This window comes from Microbacterium sp. Ld4 (assembly GCF_045066555.1).
In the GTDB taxonomy this organism is placed as follows: domain Bacteria; phylum Actinomycetota; class Actinomycetes; order Actinomycetales; family Microbacteriaceae; genus Microbacterium.
The window spans coordinates 195,622-216,799 of sequence record NZ_JBISHE010000013.1 but is presented as its reverse complement, the minus strand read 5'-3'; the positions used below and the strand labels follow the sequence as shown (position 1 = coordinate 216,799).

18 protein-coding genes are annotated in these 21,178 nt (G+C 67.9%); 6 read left to right on the top strand and 12 right to left on the bottom strand.

Annotation, left to right across the window (positions count from 1 at the left end):
- Positions 1-23: 23 nt before the first annotated feature.
- Entirely contained in the window at positions 24-1,451 is a 1,428-nt protein-coding gene (locus ACJJV7_RS11670; RefSeq protein WP_405374546.1) for a CCA tRNA nucleotidyltransferase, read from the bottom strand.
- Between the two features lie 37 nt (positions 1,452-1,488).
- Complete coding sequence (locus ACJJV7_RS11665; RefSeq protein ID WP_405374548.1) at positions 1,489-3,012, bottom strand: methyltransferase; 1,524 nt, start codon at positions 3,010-3,012, stop codon at positions 1,489-1,491.
- A 109-nt stretch (positions 3,013-3,121) separates the two neighbouring features.
- On the opposite strand from ACJJV7_RS11665, the gene ACJJV7_RS11660 reads away from it, so the two are divergent.
- The 4 genes from ACJJV7_RS11660 to trxA all read left to right on the top strand — a co-directional run bounded on the left by ACJJV7_RS11660 (position 3,122) and on the right by trxA (position 8,364).
- Complete coding sequence (locus ACJJV7_RS11660) at positions 3,122-5,230, top strand: DUF6049 family protein (RefSeq protein WP_405374550.1); 2,109 nt, start codon at positions 3,122-3,124, stop codon at positions 5,228-5,230.
- Positions 5,230-6,849 carry a murein biosynthesis integral membrane protein MurJ gene (gene murJ / locus ACJJV7_RS11655; protein WP_405374552.1) on the top strand — a complete coding sequence of 540 codons (1,620 nt, stop codon included), beginning with the start codon at positions 5,230-5,232 and terminating at the stop codon, positions 6,847-6,849. The genes ACJJV7_RS11660 and murJ overlap by 1 nt, the downstream gene beginning before the upstream one ends.
- Positions 6,850-6,935: 86 nt before the next feature.
- Entirely contained in the window at positions 6,936-7,955 is a 1,020-nt protein-coding gene (gene trxB, locus ACJJV7_RS11650) for a thioredoxin-disulfide reductase (protein ID WP_405374554.1), read from the top strand.
- Between the two features lie 85 nt (positions 7,956-8,040).
- Complete coding sequence (gene trxA / locus ACJJV7_RS11645; protein ID WP_405374556.1) at positions 8,041-8,364, top strand: thioredoxin; 324 nt, start codon at positions 8,041-8,043, stop codon at positions 8,362-8,364.
- 68 nt (positions 8,365-8,432) lie between these two features.
- On the opposite strand, the gene ACJJV7_RS11640 is transcribed toward trxA, so the two are convergent.
- The 10 genes from ACJJV7_RS11640 to rpmH form a co-directional block, all read right to left on the bottom strand.
- Complete coding sequence (locus ACJJV7_RS11640; RefSeq protein WP_405374558.1) at positions 8,433-9,755, bottom strand: hypothetical protein; 1,323 nt, start codon at positions 9,753-9,755, stop codon at positions 8,433-8,435.
- Between the two features lie 41 nt (positions 9,756-9,796).
- Positions 9,797-10,132: a tryptophan synthase subunit alpha gene (locus ACJJV7_RS11635; protein ID WP_405374560.1), complete on the bottom strand. Its 336-nt coding sequence runs from the start codon at positions 10,130-10,132 to the stop codon at positions 9,797-9,799.
- Between the two features lie 67 nt (positions 10,133-10,199).
- Complete coding sequence (locus tag ACJJV7_RS11630; RefSeq protein ID WP_405374562.1) at positions 10,200-11,174, bottom strand: ParB/RepB/Spo0J family partition protein; 975 nt, start codon at positions 11,172-11,174, stop codon at positions 10,200-10,202.
- Positions 11,174-12,103, bottom strand: a complete 930-nt coding sequence (locus tag ACJJV7_RS11625) for a ParA family protein (protein WP_405374947.1) — start codon at positions 12,101-12,103, stop codon at positions 11,174-11,176. The genes ACJJV7_RS11630 and ACJJV7_RS11625 overlap by 1 nt, the downstream gene beginning before the upstream one ends.
- A 2,592-nt stretch (positions 12,104-14,695) precedes the next feature.
- A complete protein-coding gene (rsmG, locus tag ACJJV7_RS11620; RefSeq protein WP_405374564.1) occupies positions 14,696-15,346 on the bottom strand; it encodes a 16S rRNA (guanine(527)-N(7))-methyltransferase RsmG in 651 nt (216 codons plus the stop codon).
- Complete coding sequence (locus ACJJV7_RS11615; protein ID WP_405374566.1) at positions 15,339-15,848, bottom strand: protein jag; 510 nt, start codon at positions 15,846-15,848, stop codon at positions 15,339-15,341. Before ACJJV7_RS11615 ends, rsmG begins: the two co-directional genes overlap by 8 nt.
- An 18-nt stretch (positions 15,849-15,866) precedes the next feature.
- The gene (yidC, locus tag ACJJV7_RS11610) at positions 15,867-16,967 is read right to left on the bottom strand and encodes a membrane protein insertase YidC (protein WP_405374949.1); all 1,101 of its coding nucleotides are present in this window, start codon (positions 16,965-16,967) and stop codon (positions 15,867-15,869) included.
- Between the two features lie 6 nt (positions 16,968-16,973).
- Complete coding sequence (yidD, locus tag ACJJV7_RS11605; protein WP_405374568.1) at positions 16,974-17,330, bottom strand: membrane protein insertion efficiency factor YidD; 357 nt, start codon at positions 17,328-17,330, stop codon at positions 16,974-16,976.
- A complete protein-coding gene (gene rnpA / locus ACJJV7_RS11600) occupies positions 17,327-17,665 on the bottom strand; it encodes a ribonuclease P protein component (protein WP_405467860.1) in 339 nt (112 codons plus the stop codon). The genes yidD and rnpA overlap by 4 nt, the downstream gene beginning before the upstream one ends.
- A 10-nt stretch (positions 17,666-17,675) precedes the next feature.
- The gene (rpmH, locus tag ACJJV7_RS11595) at positions 17,676-17,813 is read right to left on the bottom strand and encodes a 50S ribosomal protein L34 (RefSeq protein WP_026302947.1); all 138 of its coding nucleotides are present in this window, start codon (positions 17,811-17,813) and stop codon (positions 17,676-17,678) included.
- Between the two features lie 304 nt (positions 17,814-18,117).
- Between rpmH and dnaA the strand changes: the two genes are divergently transcribed.
- Positions 18,118-19,542 carry a chromosomal replication initiator protein DnaA gene (gene dnaA / locus ACJJV7_RS11590; RefSeq protein WP_405374572.1) on the top strand — a complete coding sequence of 475 codons (1,425 nt, stop codon included), beginning with the start codon at positions 18,118-18,120 and terminating at the stop codon, positions 19,540-19,542.
- Positions 19,543-19,992: 450 nt separating this feature from the next.
- Positions 19,993-21,135 (top strand): DNA polymerase III subunit beta, encoded by a 1,143-nt coding sequence (dnaN, locus tag ACJJV7_RS11585; RefSeq protein WP_405374574.1) that lies wholly within the window; start codon positions 19,993-19,995, stop codon positions 21,133-21,135.
- Positions 21,136-21,178: the final 43 nt, after the last annotated feature.

Here is a 21,178-nt window from a genome sequence, read left to right as displayed (position 1 = left end):
CGCGTCGGAGTGTGACGCCCGGCTCAGCCGCGAGCGGCCCACCATTCGCGGAGGCGCGACTCCGCGGCATCCGTGCCGATGACGCCTTCGTCGAGCCGGATGTCGAGGAGGAAGCGGTAGGCCTCGCCGACTTCCCGGCCGGGGCCGATGCCGAGGAGCTCCTGAATGCGATTGCCGTCGATCTCGGGCCGCATCGAGTTGAGCTCCTCCTCCTCGGCGAGCTGGGCGATGCGGGTCTCGATGTCGTCGTACGCCGACCGCAGCCGACCGGCCTTGCGCTTGTTCCGCGTCGTGACGTCGGCGCGGGTGAGGATGTGGAGGCGCTCCAGCTGATCGCCCGCGTCGCGGACGTAGCGGCGCACAGCCGAGTCGGTCCAGGCGCCCTCGGCGTAGCCGAAGAACCGCAGGTGCTGCTCGACGAGCTGCGAGACGGCGTCGATCGTCGCGCTGTCGAACCGGAGCGCCTGCAGGCGCTTCTTCGACATGCGGGCGCCCTTGACGTCGTGGTGATGGAAGCTGACCGCGCCGCCGGGCTCGAGCTTGCGCGTCGCGGGCTTGCCGATGTCGTGCAGCAGCGCCGCCAGTCGCAGGGTGACGTCGGGGGCGGCATCCGGGTGACGCGAGTGCTCGAGGTCGATCGTCTGTGCCAGCACGGTGAGCGAATGCTCGTAGACGTCCTTGTGGTGGTGGTGCTCGTCCACCTCGAGGCGGAGTGCCGGCACCTCGGGGAGGAACAGCTCCATGAGCCCGGTGTCGACCATCAGACGGATGCCGTCGCCCGGCCGCTCGGTCGCGAGGAGTTTCACGAGCTCGCCCTGGATGCGCTCGGGGCTGACGATCGCGAGCGTCGACGCGAGGCGGGTCATCGCCTCGATGGTGGCGTCGTCGACCTGCATCCCGAGCTGGCTGGCGAAGCGCGCCGCACGCAGCATGCGGAGCGGGTCGTCGCCGAAACTGACGTCGGGATCGGTGGGGGTGCGGAGCGTCTCGCGGACGAGGTCCTCGACGCCGCCGGTCGGGTCGACGAGCGCGGGGCCCGGGATCCGGAGCGCCATCGCGTTGACGGTGAAGTCACGGCGCACGAGGTCCTGCTCGAGGGTGTCGCCGAACGCGACGGTCGGTTTGCGGGTGACGCCGTCGTAGCTGTCGGCGCGGTAGGTGGTGATCTCCACCTGCTCGCCGCGGACCTTGGCGCCGATCGTCCCGAAGGCGCGGCCGATGTCCCACGTCGCGGTCGCGAGGGGCTTCACGATGCGGAGGATGTCGTCGGGCCGGGCGTCGGTCGTGTAGTCGAGGTCGTTCGTCGTCCGGCCGAGCAGCGCGTCGCGCACGGGCCCGCCGACGAGAGCGAGCTCGAAACCGGCATCGGCGAAGGCCCGGCCGAGTGCGGCCGTCACCGGAGCATCGGCGAGCGCGCCCAGGCGCGCGAGACCGTCGGCCATGTTCAGCATGGGTTCGAGCCTACCGAGGGCCGGCCGGGGGCTTCGGTCAGGCCAGCCGCAGGAAGCCCGTGAACACGAGTTCGCGCACCCGCGGCAGGATGTCGGCGCGAAGCGCCGGCGCATCGACCTCGAGCAGCTGCGCGATCGCGTCGATGAGCACTCCCACGGCGAGGTCGCCGTCGCTCGCGCCGACGAGGGCGGCGAGCGCCGGGTCGACGTCGAGGATCCGCCCGAAACCGGCGCCCTGGCGCAGCTCGATGACGGCGGGCTCCTCCACCCCGGGGCGATGGTGGCGGGCCTCGGTCACGTCCTCGGCGGCGACGGTCGTGGCCTGTGCGAGCGCATCGTCGTCGAGCACGGCGAGCGCGTCCCACGCCGCGAGTGACGCCTCGATGTGACCGCCGAGTGCGCCCGTGACGGTGCCGGTGGCCCGTTCGTACCGCGCCAGCGCCGGCGCACCGGGGTCGCGACGCCGCAGCAGCAGGTAGCCGAATCCCACTTCCGTCACACCGCGCACGGCGAAGTCGGCGACCCAGGCGTCGACGAGCCGGGCGTAGTCGGGGCTCCCCGGCGCCGTCCCGCCGTCGCGGACCCACAGTTCGGCGTAGGCGAGCGGGTCGAGCTGCTCGCGCTCCACGACCCACGCGTCGAGGGGCACGGCGGATGCCGCCACCCACCCGCGCACCCGATCGAGACCGTCTTCGCCGCCGCGGTACTCCCAGTTGCCGAGCAGCTGAGCGGTGCCGCCCGGTGCGAGAACGTCGCCGACGCCCCCGACGAAAGCGGCGACCAGGTCATCGCCCGCGAGCCCGGCATCGCGGTACTCGTACTCGGGGATGCCGGCGACGCGCGGCGTGATGACGAAGGGGGGATTCGAGACCACCCGGTCGAAAAGCTCACCCGAGACCGGCTCGAAGAGGCTCCCCAGACGGGTCTCGATGCCGTCCACGTCGTTCAGCGCGGCGTTCAGCTCCGTGAACCGGAGGGCCCGCTCCGAGACGTCGGTGGCGACGACCCGTGGGGCGCTGCGCCGCGCCCGGAGGGCCTGCACGCCGCATCCCGTGCCGAGGTCCAACACCCGCTCCGCCGGACTCCCGAGCTGCAGGCCCGCAAGGGTGAGTGACGCACCGCCGACCCCGAGCACGTGGCCGGTCGGCAGGGCGCCGCCGACGGCGGCCTCGTCGAGGTCGCTCGCGATCCACCAGTGACCCGAGCCGGCGGCATCCGCGAAGTCCTGCGGGCGCAGCAGGGCGGTCGGCGTCACGGTGTCGCCGTCCACCCGAGCGAGCCCGAGCGCTGCGAGGCCCGCGGCCCCGGCGGAGGGCAGCGCGCCATCGACCTCGGCCACGGGTGACGACAGACCGAGAAAGAGCGTGCGCGCGAGGGCCGCGAGCGCGTCGCTCCGCCCGCCGAGGGCACGGAGGGCCGGTCCGAGCACCCCGCGCCCGGTCGCCTCGTCGGCGAGCACGCCCCAGGCTCCCCGGACGGCCGCGGCGGTGTACCCGGCGGCGGAGAGGTCGGCGCGGAGGGCGCCCACGAGGGCGGGCTCAGGAGGGGGGATGCTGCTCACCCCACCATTCAACAGGGCGGCGGCCCCGGTGCCCGTTCCCGGCGGGGATCGGAGGGCACACTGGCGCAATCGGGGGGCCTTCAGGACGCGGACCCTAGACTCACACGAGATGGTGCGGTCAGGGATCGCACAGGAAATCGACCTCGCCATGACCCTGTTCTCGTCTGCCTCCGGCCGCCGCGCGCCCCGCCGCGCGCGTTGGGTGCGCCCTGCCGCCGCCGTGGCCGCCGCCCTCGTGCTGCTGTCGCCCCTGCCTGCCTCGGCCGCGACCACCGACGATGCCGCGGGTGCCGAGGTCGAGTTCACGCTCGCGCCGACGGGCCAGGGCGTCGTCTCGCCCGGTCGTCCCGTCGTCCTCTCCCTCACCGCGGTCAACTCGGGCGATGACTCCCTCGTGGCGGGAGAGATGGTCGTCGAGCAGGGCGCCACGCGCCTGCGCGATGACACGGCCCTCACGGCCTGGCTCGATCAGGGCACCGCCGACGGCGCCTTCCGCGACGTGGGTTCCGTCGACGTCGACGAGCTCGCCGGACAGAGCGAGACCGGCCTCACCCTGGCCGTCGATCAGGAGGATGCCGGCATCGACGACCTCGACCCGGGCGTCTACCCCCTCCGGGGCACCTACACGGGGGCCGACGAGACCTTCACGGCCCGGAGCCTCCTGATCGTCCCCGATACGGCGGCACCGGACGCGGGCGTCGGGGTCATCGTCCCGATCACCGCCGGCCCCATCACGACGGGTCTGCTGGGCGCCGACGCCCTGACGGAGCTCACCGGTGCCGACGGCGCCCTCACCGCGCAGCTCGATGCGGTCGCCGCGACGCCCGCGATCCTCGCCGTCGACCCGGCCATCGTCGCCTCGATCCGTGTGCTCGGATCGAGCGCGCCCGCCGAGGCCACCGCGTGGCTCGACCGGCTCATGGGGCTTCCGAACAAGCGTTTCGCCCTGCAGTTCGGCGACGCCGACCTGTCGGCGCAGGTCGCCGCAGGGCTCGAGGCCCCCCTGACGATGACCTCGTTCGCCCCTTACCTCGATCCGGTGAACTTCGAGCCCGAAGCGGCAGATGCGGCGACCCCCGAGGCCACACCGACCCCGGCCCCGGTCGACCTCCCCACGGTGGCGGAGATCCTCGACATCGGCGCGAGTCGCGACGGCGTGTTCTGGCCGGCTACCGGCACCGCCGGGGCCGAGGTGGCGACCGCGCTCGGAGCTGCCCCCTCGCCGACCGACGTCCCCCTGACCCTCCTTCCCGACGACGTCACCGGTGACGCGGATGCCGGCCCCCGGGCAAGTGCCGAGAGCGCCGATCTGCTCCTCTACGACGCCGCGCTCTCCGACGCCCTCGCCGAGGCATCCGCCACCGACACCCCGGTCGCGCGCGCCTCCCGCCTGACCACCCTGACGGCGCGCATCGAGCTCGCGTCGAGCGACGCCCCCCTCCTGCTGACCGTCGATCGCTCGACGACGCGCTCGGGCGCTGCTCTCCGCGACGCGATCCTCGCCGTGGCCGACCTCCCGGGTCGATCGGCCGTGACCCTCGACGCCCTCGCCGAGAGCTCCCCGGAGCGCGTCGTGCTGCCCTCGCTTCCCGCGGACGAGAACCGTGCCGACGCCGTCCGGGCGTTCACCTCCGCCGAACCCCGCCTGCGGCGCGTGGCGTCGGTGCTGGCCGACCCCGACCTGCTGATGTCCAACGAGCGCGCGACCGTCTTGCAGCTCATGGGCAACGGGTGGCGCGGCGACGACGACGGGTGGACCGCCGCCGTCACGGCGCACCGGGAGCGCATCGCGACGTGGAGCGAGGGCGTGTCGCTGATCCCCGGGAGCGACATCACGCTCGCCGGTTCCAGCGCAGCGCTCGTGTTCACCGTGCGCAATGATCTGCCCTGGCCCGCGACCGTCGACCTCCTCGCCACCCCGAACGATGCGCGCCTGGTGATCCAGGACGCCCCGACCTTCATCGTCGGCGGCGAGCAGAGCTCGCGGGTGGAGGTTCCGGTCGAGGCCGTCGTCGGCAGCGGCAACTCCTCGATCGACCTGCAGCTGCGCAGTCCCACAGGGATCGATCTCGGCGCGCGTCAGACCGTCGCCGTCTCCGTGCACGCCGAATGGGAGTCGGTCGCCGTCATCACCCTCTCCGTCCTGGTGAGCGCGCTTCTCGTCTTCGGCATCGTCCGCACAGTGAGGCGACGCCGCCGGATGCCGGTGGACGCCTGATGGCCGGGCTCGGCCGCGCGAGCGCCACCGTCGCCGCGGGCACCATGGCGTCCCGCATCACGGGGCTCATCCGCAACGTCGTCCTCACCATCGCGATCGGCACTGTCGGCGCCAGGGCCGCGGACTCGTTCGCCGTCGCGAATCAGCTGCCGAACTCGGTCTTCGCGCTCATCTCCTCGGGCCTCCTCGCGGGGGTGATCGTCCCGCAGATCGTCAAGGCGGTGAAGACGCACGACGATCGGGGCAGTGCGTTCGTCTCCAAGCTCATGACCCTGGGCATCCTCGCCCTCCTGGTCGTGACCGCCGTGGCGGTCGTCGCCGCGCCCCTCCTCGTCGAGATCTTCGCCGGGAACTTCAAGAGCGACGAGGCGAAGCACCTCACGTTGGCGCTGGCGTACTGGTGCCTGCCGCAACTGCTGTTCTACGGCCTCTACGCCCTCGTGGGCGAGATCCTCAACGCCCGACGCATCTTCGGCCCGTTCGCGTGGTCACCGATCGTGAACAACCTCGTGTCGATCGCCGGATTCGGCGTCTTCATCGCACTGTTCGGCACGTACGAGGAAGCCACGGGCTGGACGACCGGGATGATCGCCTTGATGGGCGGGACGGCAACTCTCGGCATCGTCGTCCAGGCGGGCATCCTCTTCCTCTTCTGGCGCCGCGCCGGGCTGCACGTCCGTCCGGACTTCCAGTGGCGCGGCATCGGTCTCCGCCACATCGGGCGCCTCGCCGGATGGACGTTCCTCATGGTCGTCGTGGGCCAGATCGCCGGTGCCTTCCAGATCAACATCGTCGGCTCCGCCTCCGGCGTCGGCGCAGCGGGAGCCACACTCCAGAACGCCTGGCTCCTGTTCATGCTCCCGTTCTCGGTGATCGTGCTCTCGCTCGGCACCCCGTACTACACGAAGCTCAGCGAGCACGTGGCTGAGGGGCGGACGGATGCCGTCACGGCCGACCTGTCGTCGCTCACCCGCACCGTCGGCATCTTCATGGTCGGCATCCTCGCCGCGATGATCGTGGCGGTCGTGCCGTTGTCGCGCATCTTCACCACCACCCCCGACTACGCCGTCGACTTCGGGTGGGTGCTCGCCGCCTACCTCGTGGCGCTCCTGCCGCTCTCCTTCCAGTTCGGCATCCAGCGGACGTTCTACGCACTCAAGGACACGCGTACGCCGTTCTTCTACACGTTGGTCCAGGCCGCGCTCGTGATCGCCAGTGCCCTGGCAGCCTCCGCGCTCGTGCGCGCCGGCATCCTGCCGGTCGCCTGGCTCGCCGTCGCGATCGCCCTCGGTCAATCGGTCGCCAACATCGTCCAGTTCGCCCTGGCGATCACCCTGCTGCGCCGGAAGATCGGCCCGCTGGGTCTCGGCGGCGCGTTCCGCGGCATCCTGCGATTCGCCCTCGCCGCCGTCCCGGCTGCGGCGGCGGGCTGGGGCGTTTTCGCGCTGTTCGGTGGCGTGGATGGGTGGGCGGTGTCCGAGCGTGCCCTCGGCTTCGTCGGCGCCGGCCTCATCGGAGGTGTCACGCTGCTCGTGTACGGAGGCGTCCTCGCGGCATTCCGCACTCCGGAGCTCACCACCGCCTTGCGGGCCGCACGACGCTTCCTCCCCGGCCGATGAGCACCCCGGTCGCGGAATGCAGCGCGGCTAGCATGGGTTGAACATGTCGAGGCGCGAACATCGCCTCGACGACGAAGGGAACCAACGTGCGCAAGGTCATCATCATCGGCTCGGGTCCGGCGGGGTACACCGCGGCGATCTACGCAGCCCGTGCCAACCTCGAGCCCCTCGTGATCGCGAGCTCGGTCGAGGCCGGCGGTGAGCTGATGAACACCACCGAGGTCGAGAACTTCCCCGGCTTCCCCGAGGGCATCATGGGTCCCGACCTGATGACCAAGATGCAGGAGCAGGCCGAGAAGTTCGGCGCGGAGGTCGTCTACGACGATGTCACCGCCCTCGACGTCGCCGGCGACATCAAGCGCATCACCCTGGGCAGCGGCAAGACCCACGAAGCGGAGGCCGTGATCTTCGCGACCGGTTCCGCCCCCCGCAAGATCGGCATCGAGGGTGAGACCCGCCTGTCGGGTCGCGGTGTCTCCTACTGCGCGACCTGCGACGGCTTCTTCTTCCGCGAGAAGGTCATCGCCGTCGTCGGCGGCGGCGACTCCGCGATGGAAGAGGCGACATTCCTGACCAAATTCGCCTCGAAGGTCTACGTGATCCACCGTCGCGACGAGCTCCGCGCGTCGAAGATCATGCAGGACCGCGCGAAGGCGAACGAGAAGATCGAGTTCGTCTGGAACAGCGAGATCGTCGACATCCTCGGTGAGGATGCCGTGTCGGGCGTTCGCCTGCGCGACACCGTCGACGGCAGCGAACGTGAGCTGGCGCTCGACGGCGTGTTCGTGGCGATCGGTTACGACCCGCGGACGCACCTGGTCCACAATGTCCTCGACATCACCGAGCACGGCACGATCTGGGTCGACGGGCGCACCTCGCACACGTCGGTTCCGGGTGTGTTCGCGGCCGGTGACGTGATCGACCCGACGTACCGTCAGGCCGTCACCGCGGCCGGCAGCGGCACGGTCGCGGCGCTCGACCTCGAGCACTATCTTGCCGCGCGCGGCGACGCCGGTGCTCCGGCCGAGGATGCCTCGATCATCGACGGACTGCCGGGTGCGACCGTCGCGGACGACGCTGCAGCCAAGGACGCCGTCAGCGCGTGACCCCCTGGGGCTGCGGAACAATCTCGGCACGCCCCACGTTCTCAACACAGACACCTTCCGTGTCGATTCCTAAGGAGACAGAGATATGACCGCCAAGGCCACGAGTGAGAGCACCTGGCAGCAGGACGTCATCGACGCCGAAGGCCCCGTTCTGGTGGACTTCTGGGCGGAATGGTGTGGCCCCTGCCGCATGGTCGGACCGATCCTCGATGAGATCGCGACCGAGAACCCCGACAAGATCACGGTTCTGAAGCTCAACGTCGACGAGAACCCGCAGCTCGCCATGGAGTACCAGATCACCTCCATCCCCGCGATGAAGGTCTTCTCCAAGGGTGAGGTCGCCAAGACGATCATCGGCGCCAAGCCGAAGTTCGCCCTGCAGCAGGACCTCGCCGACTACATCGGCTGAGTCAGTGTCGTGAAGAGGGCCCGGAGACGATGTCTCCGGGCCCTCTTCCGTGCGTCGGGTGGGTCGTTTCACGTGGAACGTCGTCTGCGCCAGAGCCCGACAAGCAGCACCACGTCGCTGGCGACATCGATCGCGACGGCGACCACCAGCATCCAGAGAGCGACGTTCCATCCCCCTGACGGCGGCGCGGTGATGCCGATGAAGACGAGGATGCCGACGACGAGCGTTTCGATCGCCGTCAGGCCTACCGCCAGACGCGGATGGTCGAGCGCGAACCCGCGGATGCGGTGCAGCCACGACGGTCCGCTCGGGCGCGACCTGGACTGCTCCCACACGAGCCGCCCGAGCGACGTGCGCTCGATGCGATGAGCGCCCGGGAGCGAGTCGACGTCGTGCTCTCCGCGCACCAGAGCGACCACCGGGGCAGGCAGCCCGAGTACGGCCGCGAGGTCATCGACGAGGTCGGCATCTGCGGTGCGGGTCAGCAGCGCGGTCAGGGACGCCCGATCCACACCGAACTCCGTCAGGATCTCCCCGCCGACCCGGAACGCCTGCTCCCGGTCGAGATCGACCCTGTCCTGCGCCTGGTCTATCCTCGCCGAGGCCAGCATGTCCTGCACCTCGGCCACCGCGGCGGCATCCGGGAGCGCCCGCCGGGGCTCCGGCATCCAGGAGATCGTGAGGTCGGGAACGACACGGAGTGCGAGGTTCTCGCGGCCCGTGGCTCGTTCGAGGGACCCACGCGTGAACGCCCGGAGAGTCACGAATCCTTTGTCGACGCCGATCGCCAGGACGGGCCGCTGCGCGGGAGGCCAATAGTCGCTCGGCACCGTGTGGGGCACGATCACGTGGCGCCCACCGGGGAGGGGCACGATCGTGAGTGAGGCTTCGAGTTGCTGCGCCAACTCCCGTCGACGCGCCGGATCCGAGGGCATCTCGCCGAGAACGAGATAGACGAGCTGGCCGGACACGCGCTGCACGCCCTCTCCCGGCCCCTGAGGCGCTCCCACCTCCGCACCGATGGCCCGGCCGGATGCCGCCACGCGAGCGCCGTCAGCGCCGTCCTCCGGCGTTCTCGGGTGGGATGCCGTCTCGACGACACCGGTTGCCTCGAGCAGCAGATCGACACCCCACAGGGAGGCAAGTGAGGTGAGCAGATCGGGCGAGGGGACGGAGTGCAGTTCGCCGGCAGCATCCGCGACGACGATCGCGTCGTCGGCATCGAGCGCGACGCGGACGATCGGAGCCTCGCCGCGGCGAGGATCGCACACCACCGCCGGGATGCTCCGCTGCCGCAGTCCCTCGACGAGAGCGGACGAGTCTGCGGCATCCGTGCCCAGCGCTCTCTCCGGGGAGAGGTACACGGTGGCGGGGCGGATCGGTCGGCGCACGCTGACGAACGTAGCCGATCGACGCGAACGAGCGACGACTCCTAGGACACGCGGACGGAGAGGTCCCAGGTCCGGTGGGGCTCGCTCCCCAGCAGTCGCCAGACGGCGGGGCTGAGCTCGGGGAAGTCGAGGGCGATCTGACGGAGAACCCGGTAGGTGCGTGCCTCTCCGGGACGCTGCCCGCCGTTGGCTGCGATGTTCTCGGCTCGGAGGGTCAGGACGACCAGTTCGTCGACGGTCGGAAGATCCTCCATGAACTCCCACGGGTCCTCGCCGTCACGGAGACGCTCCTCGACCAGCACGGAGAGCTCGTCCGCCGCTTCGGCGCGCAGGAGCTCGAGGCTCGCGCGGCGCGGAAGGTGGGGCGAATCGGTCACCGAACAAGCGTAATCCGACCCTGCGACAGGCGGGCCGTCACTCGCGAAAGCCGTGGACAAGCAGGGCTCAGAGCGTGCCGTACTCGGTCTCTCCCAGCTCACCCAAGATCCGATTGAGATCCTGGATTGTGGCGAAATCGATGATGACCTGGCCTTTTCTTGCGCCCAGCGCGATCCGGACCTTGGTGTTGAGCCGATCGCCGAGCCGGTCGGCGACGTCATCGAGGTGCGCCCGGCGGCTGCCCGCCTTGGGGAGAGTGGCAACGCGATTCGCCGACGTCTTCGCGGCTGCCTCGGCCGCACGGACAGACAGATCCTCGTTGACGATCTTGTCTGCAAGCCGCTGCATGGCGTCGACATCCTCGACCGAGAGGATCGCGCGCGCGTGACCGGCACTGAGGACGCCGGCAGCGACGCGCTGCTGTACGGGTACGGGGAGCTTGAGCAGACGGATCGTGTTGCTGATCTGCGGGCGCGAACGCCCGATCCGAGTCGCGAGCTCTTCCTGCGTGATGCCGAAGTCCTCGAGGAGCTGCGAGTAGGCGGATGCCTCTTCGAGCGGATTCAGCTGCGAGCGGTGCAGGTTTTCGAGCAGCGCATCGCGCAGAAGGTTCTCGTCCTCCGTCTCGCGGAGGATCGCCGGAATCTTCGCGAGTCCCGCCTCGCGCGCGGCACGCGTGCGGCGTTCACCCATGATGAGCTCGAACTCGCCGGCCTCGTTCTGCCGGACGACAACGGGCTGCAGGACACCGAACTCCCGCACACTGTGCACGAGTTCAGCCAGGTCGTCGGCATCGAAGTTCGACCGCGGCTGGCGAGGGTTCGGCACGATCGCGTGCGGATCCACTTCGATGAGCCGGGTGCCCGGGATCGCCACGAGCTCCGGCTGCGACTCCCCTGCCTCCGCAGACTCGGCGGCCGCTGCGGCATCCGCCTCGCTCGGCGCTCCCGGGAAGAACACATCGACAGGTCGGGCGCCCGAGGGGTCCGACGTGGGGATGAGAGCGCCGATGCCGCGGCCCAGTCCGGTTCGCTTGGCCATTAGTGGTCCCCCTCGTTCGTTGACTGCTGTTGCCCTCGCTTGACGATCTCGACCGCTGCCTCCCGATAGGCGACGGCGCCGGCCGATTGGCCGTCGTAGGCGATGACGGTCTGACCGAAGCTGGGCGCCTCGGACACGCGGACCGAGCGCGGAATCACTGTGGCCAGCACGTTCTCGGGGAAGTGTGTGCGCACCTCATCGGCGACCTGCTGCGCGAGCTTCGTTCGTCCGTCGTACATCGTGAGCAGGATCGTCGACAGGTGCAGCTTCGTGTTCAAGTGCTTCTGGATCATCGTCACGCTGCCGAGCAGCTGGCTGAGACCCTCGAGCGCGTAATACTCGCACTGAATCGGGATCAGCACCTCGGTGGCCGCCGTGAACGCGTTGATCGTCAGCAGTCCCAGCGACGGCGGGCAATCGATGAAGATGAAGTCCACGTGATTGTCGGCGAGATAGTCCTCCACCGCTGTACGTAGACGGTGCTCGCGAGCGACTCGTGAGACAAGCTCGATCTCCGCGCCCGCAAGGTGGATGGTGCTGGGCGCGCAGAGCAGATTCGGCGACTCCGGGCTCGTCTGAATGACGTCCGCGAGAGCTTCTTCGTCGATCAGAACGTCGTAGATGCTCGGTACGTCGGCGCTGTGCGGGATTCCGAGCGCCGTCGATGCGTTCCCCTGCGGATCGAGGTCGATCACGAGAACTCGAGCCCCCACCGAGGCGAGGCCGGCAGCCAGATTGACGGTGGTCGTGGTCTTTCCGACGCCGCCCTTCTGGTTCGATACCGTCACTACACGGGTCGAGCCGTCGAACTCCATGGTGACGTTACTCAACGCCTTACGACGTGAGGTGAGGTCCGCGAGCTCCCGCGCAATGGGGCTGTCGTCGAACGAGAATGGTGCGGGAGAGCTTGCATTCTCCGATTCCGGCACCTGGTACTCCTGTCGTTTCGAGGACTCTTCCACTGTAGTCGACCCCTCTCCCACCGCTGCGCGCGTCGTTTCACGTGAAACGGTGTCCGAGCGTGTCCCGCCCGATGTTTCACGTGAAACCTGGCACTGCGGTCCTACCGACTGCGCGCGCGACCGACAAGGGGCGTCGTGTTTCACGCGAAACGTCAATCTCCGAGGTAGTTGGCTCTACGCGACAGACGGAAGCTGTTGTGTTTCACGTGAAACATTCGTCATCAGCGACGTATCTTCAGCGCCGTCCACGTGGATAGGTCAACGTCCCGATGTATGGATCGCTCAGACCCACATGTAGGTGGGTCTGTACAGCGAATCATTGCTGGGCTCACGCGCCCGCATTCGGGGACGCCCATCGGCACGTGGGACGCCCACTGCCGTTTATCCCGAGACTGACCGGGGATTAAGCGCATTGCCCCGGACGTAGATGGGCCGATAGATATCGACCGACATACCCGGGGGCGTTGACGTGCTAATCGCACGACGGCGTCTTCGATGTTTCACGTGAAACGTGATGCGAGCATCGCGAGGGCGCCTAATGAGCCGCGGAGACACCCTTCCGGATCCCGTTTCAGAAAGAGAGACGCCCGCTGTCTTGGGTGGGAGATGCCTTAGTGGGCGGCCGCGACCCGGATGCGACCCATTGTGCTGCCCTTCCCATCAGGCGGAATGGGGGCACCTTCGTCACATCCTTGCCGACTGCGCCATGCGCTGCCTGGCCCGTGGATGCTCCACCTGAAACGGCCCGCCGCCGCGCAGCGTGGCCATGGCCATGGCCACCACAGCGCCACTACCGGGTTTGTGCGATCCGTGGTCGATCTGCGTCGGCGCGCTCGTGAGGCCGGCCGCCCTCGTATGCTGACAGCGGCAGCGACCTCGCGGCTTCGGTCGCGACCAAGACCGCCCCGGTCCCATCCGTAAATCCCGGCACCTCATGGTTCTTCGATCTGTCTTTGCCTTCAACGCGCCGGAGCTCTTTCAACGGCCTCACGCTCAGGAGCGCCTTCGACCGCTTGGGCTTGTCGCCTCACGTCGCCCGAGCCCCCCGTAAGTCACGAACCCGGGGCCTTTCGCTGACACACAGGGATTAGCCGAGTCGTACGTGACGGAACCGGTGCCTCCGGCATATAGACAAGGACCATCCGAGTCGTACGTCACGAACCCCGTACCTCCGACTGATTCGCAGTGACCAGCCGACCCTCCCCTGGATTGGGTCGTCGTGGGCAGACGGGACTGGACGACAAGGATCCATTCCCCGGCAACTGAACCCTGAGCGTCTGAACGTTCCCTCGTCCCAAAGAGCCTGCGAAGAGAACGCGCTAATCAGACGGCCGCCGTTTCGCGTGAAACATCCCGCCCTTGCGCCGATGGAGACGGTCACAAGCAGCGGGGTCTGCAGAGCGCGTCCGGGTTCTACGGAACCGGCGTAACCGAGCGATTGAGTGCTGGTGCTCACAGCGTCCAAGCGAGCGAGCACAGAGAGAGCTGGTCGTGAGCAGTCTGCGTAAGCGGGCCCCAGGGGTGTACGGGAAACCCGGAACTTTGTGTTTCACGTGAAACATCGAAGGCTGGCGATCAGCACCGCCTTTTGAGTCTCGCGTGAACGCTCGCACAGCCGAGCGGTCCTCGTCGCATGCAGGCCTCGCCCTGCCCGTGGAGCCGGTATCGCCCACCACCTGCGATCCGCCGTACCGGATCGCGAGACTCTCCACGGTCGGCCGGCCGTGATGTTTCACGTGGAACACCGGCGATGGGTCACGTCGCAGCGCGCGAAGTGAAGCTGAGCGATGCTCCCGCACGCATCACGCCTGTCGGTGACAAATCGATTCGAGAGCGTGACGGGCAGCGATGCTGCCTCGTTGCGCGCCGACTGGCCCTGGCCGGCGCCCATATCTCGCTGCAGCTGCCGGACCGTTCCCACAACCGTGATGCTTCTACCCGCGCACACGCCCGGAGTGTGAACGCGGAATGCTGTGGCGACCCTCTGTCCATACCTGATGCCCGGCCCCATCGGTCGTGTTCAGAGTGTTGATGGCACTCGACGCACGACGCCATCGTCGCATCGGCCGTCGAACATCCGGACGTCCACGTCCTCGACATCCGCACGGAGGCCGGCGGGTGCCGGCGCATTCACCGGAACTCGCGCGAAGTCAGTCGACACCGACACCGGGGGATACCCCCGCGCGCCGCTGTTCGCACGACGATGAACGGCCGCAACAAGGTCCGGCGCGACCCGATGATCAGTTCCGCGCCGAACTCGAAGACGTCGGCGTCGACGTCGACGTCGACGCCACGATGCTGAAAGACGCACCGCCTCGCCGAGCCCGACAGCACAGACCAGCCCGCCGGCACCGCGACATGCCTCGTTAGCGCGCTCTCAGCGCGATCCTAAGCCGAGATTACGCAGCGCTCCATCGCCAGAAGCTGTCACCCGCGAGGTGTCGTTCATTCCGCGCCTCTACCGTGGGAAGAGGCGCGAGAAGCCAGTTAAACACCAGATCAGAAGGCTTATCCCGAGCAAGGAGTGGCACCCAGCGCCTGAGGGTCGCCTGAGGACTGTCAGCGAACCGTCGCGCGGATGACGCGCGTCGGTTCCGACACGACACCCTCGCCGACCGGCTCGACCCGGACGTCGCTCAACCGGTAGCGCTTGATCTGCTTCTCGGCTGCCGCGATCTCGTTGGCCGCGTTCGCTCCCTTGAGGAGCACAAGTTCGCCACCGGATCGCACGAGGGGCGCGGTCAGCGGGATCAACGTCTTGAGCGCACTCACGGCGCGAGCGGTGACGGCGTCGAGTACCGCGCCCTCTGTCCAGTCCTCGCCGCGAGCGCGGACGATCTGGACGTTGTCGAGGTTCAGCGCCTCGACCTGCTCGCTCAGCCACGTCACTCGGCGTTCCATCGGCTCGATCAGGACCCACCGGACATCGGGACGCGCGATCGCCAGCACGAGTCCCGGAAGGCCAGCACCCGACCCGATATCACCGACCCGCGAGCCGGCGGTGAACAGCGGCGCGGCCACCGCGCTGTTCAAGATGTGACGGGTCCACAGTCGCGGGAGTTCCAGCGGACCGATGAGGCCGCGCTCCTCACCCTGGGCGGCGAGGTCGTTCGTGAATCGTCGTGCGAGATCGATGCGGTCCCCGAAGACGGATGCCGCGGCATCCGGCTCGGCTTCGATCACCGAGGTCTCGCCCGACGCCTCAGCCACGACGGAGAACGGTGTGACGGTCAGCGCCTTCGCCGTACGATTCCGACACGAGCCCGTGCTCTGCGGCGATGTCGTGGATGAGCTTGCGCTCGTAGCTCGACATCGGGGGGAGCGACGCCTGCGAAGCGCCGTCATCGAGGCGCTCGACGGCGCGCTCGACGAGGGCAGCGAGCTGTCCCTGCCGGGCGTCGCGCGATCCACCGACATCGAGGATGAGGCGGGAGAACCGCCCCGTCTTGGTCTGCACGGCGATTCGGGTGAGCTCCTGCAATGCGCTCACCGTGTCGGGATCGGCGAGGAGGGCAAGCTCCGACGGGTTCTCGTTCTCGACCGAGACGTACGCGCGCCCGCTCCGGACGTCGAGGGTCAGGTCGCCGTCGATGTCGGCGATGTCGAGGATGCCCTCGAGGTAGTCCGCCGCGATGTCGCCCTCTTCTTCGAGCTGTTCCACGGTGGAGTCGACCCGCGCAACGCGCTCGTTCTGGAGTGTCTGATCAGTCATGGTGATTCCTTCGCCGAGTCAGGACGTGCCGCCCTGAGGGCCTTTCTTGGGCTGCTGCTTCTTGGCGCGCTGCTTGCGCACGGGCTGCTGACGCTTCGGGGCCTCCGCCTTGGCGCGCTCGGCCTCTTCGAAGAGGCGACGCTGCTCGGCTTCGTACTTCTCGAGCGGGATGACCTTGCCCTTGGGATCGAGCGCCTTGCCCTTCTTCGCGAGACGCTCTTCGCGTGCCTTCGCCGCCTCCGAACCGGGTGTCGGGAGGTTGCGGATGACGAGGAACTGCTGCGCCATCGTCCACAGGTTCGACGTGAACCAGTACATGACGACGCCGAGCGGGAAGAAGACGCCCGAGAAGATGAAGGCGAGCGGCAGGACGTAGAGCATGATGCGCTGCATCTGGTACGCCTGGCCGGTCTTGGCCTCGGGGGAGAGGTTCTTCGAAATGATCTGCAGCTGGGTGAAGAACTGCGACGCGATCATGAGGATGACGAGGACCACCAGGATCGCCACGGTCACCGTCGCGTTGGTGTTGATCGCCTCGATCATGTTGACGTGCAGCGGTGCGACACCGAAGAGCTGAGCGTCGTAGAACTGCCTCGTGAGTACGGGATCGAGGAAGCCGGCACCACCCACGCCCCACTCGGCGTGACGCTTGACTTCGCTCAGTGTGTAGAACATGCCGAGAAGGATCGGCATCTGCACGAGAAGGGGAAGACAGCTCGAGAACGGCGTCGTCCCGTGCTTCTTGTACATCGCCATGGTCTCGCGGCTCATGGCCTCACGCGAAAGCTGGTCTTTCTTGCCGCGGTAGCGCTCCTGGATCTTGCGCATCTCGGGCGCGAGCTCGAGCATCTTCCGCTGGCTCATGATCTGGCGCACGAACAGCGGGATGAGGGCCGCGCGCACCACGATGACGAGCCCGACGATCGACAGGACCCACGTCAGACCGGTGTCGGGCTGCATGCCGAGCGAGGTCAGCACCCAGTGCCAGAACACCAGGATCGCCTCGACGACCCACTTGAACGGCCACATGATCGTGCTGAAGAAGTCCAGCGACGCATCCGGCGGCGGCGTGGTGGGGTTCGGGACCGCCGGAATCGGTGTCGCGGCGAAGAGATCCAGCAAGGATCAGTCCTTTCTGCGGGGCACGACGAAGCCGTGCGAAGTCAGGTGGTGTCGGAAGTGCGGGTGGGGTGCGACGTCATCGATGCCGCCGGCGGCCCAGGGATGGCAGCGCAGCACGCGAGCCGCTGCGAGCGCCGAGCCCTTCAGCGCTCCGTGCTGCTGCACGGCACCGAGCGCATAGGCCGAACACGAGGGATAGTACTTGCACACATCGCCATACAGCTGGGAGATGGTGGCCCGATACCCGTGCAGCGCACCCACCAGCAGATTCCTCGGGAGGAGGGGGATGGCGCCCAGCGCTGCTTCGGGCTCGAAATGGCCGTCGCCTCGGGTGTACGACGGCAGTGTCGCTGTGCTCACGCGGATGCCTTCCGCTCGAGACAGCGGAGCACTTCGGCGCGCAGTGCGGAGAAGTCCGCCGATGCGGAGCTGGGGAGCGCGCGGATGACGATGTCCGCGCCTGGGCGGACGACCGGCATCGCTTCCGCGCAGATCGCCTTGAGCCGGCGACGCACGGTATTGCGCACGACAGCGCCCCCCACTTGCTTGCTCACGATGAAGCCGAAGCGTGGGGGGCGCTGATCAGTCGTACGGACGACAGAGGTCACGGTGTGCGATCCGGCACAGCGGGAACCCCCGCGGACGACGGATCGGTAGTCCGTCCCGCGGGTGATGCGACTCCCGCGCGCCAGCACCGTGACGAGGTCAGGCCGAGAGCTCGGTGCGCCCCTTGGCGCGACGAGCCGAAAGGATGGCGCGACCTGCACGGGTGTGCATACGAGCACGGAAGCCGTGCTTCTTGGCGCGACGACGGTTGTTGGGCTGGAACGTGCGCTTGCTCATGAAGATCACTCCGGGATCGGCGGGGTCACCCGAACGCTCTAGACCGGGGACACAGGTACATGGGGGACATGCCCGTGAGGGCACAAGTCAACCGATTTAGGATACGTCGATATCCCTGAGATCCCAAACCGAACTCAGGCGACCCGTCATTATCCACCGCCTGTGGAAACCCCTTGGCGTCGACACGCGCACCGGTTCTACAGTGGATTTGGCCCGGCAGGTCGCGGATGGTTAGCGTGAGCCGGATACTTATCCACAGGCTCTCACAGAGCCTTCCACAGCTTTCTCCACACCCGGGAGGGTCATGTCCGAGCACGAACTTCCCGATGTCCCGGTCTGGACCGCTGTACGGGAGGTCCTCGACGGAGACGATCGCGTCACCCCTCAGCTGCAGGGCTTCCTGAGCCTCGCCGTCGCCCAGGGAGTGATGAGCGGGACGCTCTACCTCGACGTGCCGAACGACCTCACCGCCGCGCAGCTCAACAAGCGCCTCCGCGGTCCGATCCTCGAAGCCCTCGCTCAGGTCGATGCCGAGCCGGCCGCCACGACGTTCCGTGTCGTGGTGAACCCCGAGCTCATCGACAGTCATCTGACAGCGCCGCTTCCCGTGCAGTCCGCACTGTCGCCCACTCCCACGACGCCGACCCGGTCAGCATCCGAGGAGTACAGCGAGCAGGCCGCGCCCTCATCTCGCAGCGACACCCGGCTGAACCCGAAGTACACGTTCGACAACTTCGTCATCGGTCAGTCGAACCGCTTCGCCCACGCGGCGGCGGTCGCCGTGGCCGAAGCACCGGCGAAGGCGTACAACCCGCTCTTCATCTACGGCGACTCCGGCCTCGGCAAGACGCACCTCCTGCACGCGATCGGCGACTACGCGATCAACCTCTACGCGGGGATCAAGGTCCGGTACGTGTCGAGCGAGGAGTTCACCAACGACTTCATCAACTCGATCGTCAACAACCGCGCCGCGGCGTTCCAGGCGCGGTACCGCGACGTCGACATCCTCCTGATCGACGACATCCAGTTCCTCCAGGGCCGTGCGGAAACGCAGGAGGCCTTCTTCCACACGTTCAATCAGCTTCACGATCACGACAAGCAGGTCGTCATCACGAGCGATGTCCCGCCACGCCACCTCACCGGTTTCGAGGATCGGATGCGGAGCCGGTTCGAGTGGGGCCTCATCACCGACGTGCAGGCGCCCGACCTCGAGACGCGTATCGCGATCCTCCGCAAGAAGGCGCAATCGGAGCGGCTGCAGGTTCCCGATGAGGTTCTCGAGTACATCGCGACGAAGGTGTCGAGCAACATCCGCGAGCTCGAGGGGGCTCTTATCCGGGTCTCTGCGTTCGCCAGCCTCAACCGGTCGACCCTCGACATCTCCCTGGCGCAGACCGTCCTTCGCGACATCGTCGACCAGGACGACGCGAACGTCATCCTGCCGACCGACATCATCTCCGCGACGGCCCAGTACTTCCGGCTCACGGTCGATGACCTCTACGGATCGAGCCGGTCGCAGTCCGTCGCCACCGCGCGCCAGATCGCGATGTACCTGTGCCGCGAGCGCACCAGCCTGTCGCTGCCCAAGATCGGCCAGCTCTTCGGAAACCGCGACCACACGACCGTGATGTACGCGTACAAGAAGATCAGCGAGCTCATGAAGGAGCGCCGGTCCATCTACAACCAGGTCTCCGAGATCACGACGCAGCTCGGCCGCCCCACTCGCTGATTCGCGGACGCGGCCGGGCCGCGGTGTCCGCAGGCGACACTCCGGCGAGCTTGACACGGATGCCGCCCCGCCCTCATCATGCGAGTTTCCCACAGTGTGGAAAGCCTGTGGATAACTCCTCTTCGGCGGGGACGAAATGTGAACGAACGGGCTCAGCCTGTGGAGGAGCGCCTGAACGACGCTCGACCACTCTGACGCGCACCACGTGAGTTTCCGCAGCCCGTGCACAAGTTACACACGTGTGGTTCCCACTTCTCGACAGGGATCCACGGAGTTATCCACAGTTTCCACAGCGGTTAACACCATGACAAATCTCTCTCTATCGAAATCCCGATCCGATCACCTTGTGAGTGAACGTCGCGGTCGGCCGGCGGCGGCGCAGGTGCTTCCGGAACGACAAGTCCTGGGCACTAGCATGAGAGGGCCCATCACCCCGTCAAGGGAGCATCTGTGAAGTTCCACGTCAACCGCGACGTCTTCAGCGAAGCCGTGTCCTTCGTCGTGAAGCTGCTTCCGCAGCGCAATCCGCAGCCGATCCTCGCGGGTGTGCTGATCGAGGCGTCCGACGCCGGCCTCTCGCTGGCGGCTTTCGACTACGAGGCATCCGCTCGCACGCTCATCGAAGCGACCGTCGACGAGCCGGGCACGATCCTCGTCCACGGCCGGCTGCTCTCCGAGATCGCGAGCCGCCTTCCGAACGCTCCGATCCAGATCGAGCAAGACGCCTCCGGCGAGATCCTGCTCACCTGCGGATCGGCCCGGTTCACCCTCGCGTCGATGCCCGTCGCCGAATACCCCGCGATTCCTGAGGTCAGCGGCGAATCCGGCCTGGTGCCTGGTGAAGACTTCTCGACCGCCATCGCGCAGGTGGCATTCGCGGCATCCCGCGACGATGTGACCCCGGTGCTGACGGGTGTCCAGCTCGAGGTCACGGGGAACGAGCTCAGCCTCGTGGCGACCGACCGCTACCGCGTGGCCCTTCGTGAGATCCGCTTCGACAACGGAGCCGTCGCGCGTGAGGACTCCACGACCGCTCTCGTTCCAGCCCGCACGCTGACGGAGGTCGGCAAGACCTTCTCGCACGCCGGCGACATCCAGGTGTCGTTCTCGGGTTCGGGCGACCGCGAGATCATCGCGTTCACCGCGGGCAACAAAACCGTCACCTCGCTGCTGATCAAGGGCAACTTCCCCCCGGTCAGAAGACTTTTCCCCGCGCAGACCGAGCACTACGCGGTCGTCAACACCGCCGACCTCATCGAGGCCGTGCGTCGTGTCTCGCTGGTGCTCGATCGCTCCGCTCCGCTCCGGTTCACGTTCTCCGACGAGGGTGTGTCGATGGATGCGTCCGGCACCGAGCAGGCGCGGGCGACCGAGTCGGTCGACGCGACGCTCGCGGGCGATGAGGTCACCCTCGGCCTGAACCCGCAGTACCTGCTCGAGGCGCTCGGCGCGGTCAAGAGCGAGTTCACGCGGGTGACGTTCACGTCGAGCGAGAACGCGAACAAGCTCAGCCCGGTGCTCATCACCCCGCAGACTTCGGGCACGCCCGAGACCTTCAAGTACCTCCTGCAGCCGAACCTGCTGCTGCGCTGATCCGGCGCGGACAGGATGCCGAGCGAAATCTCGACGTCGGGGG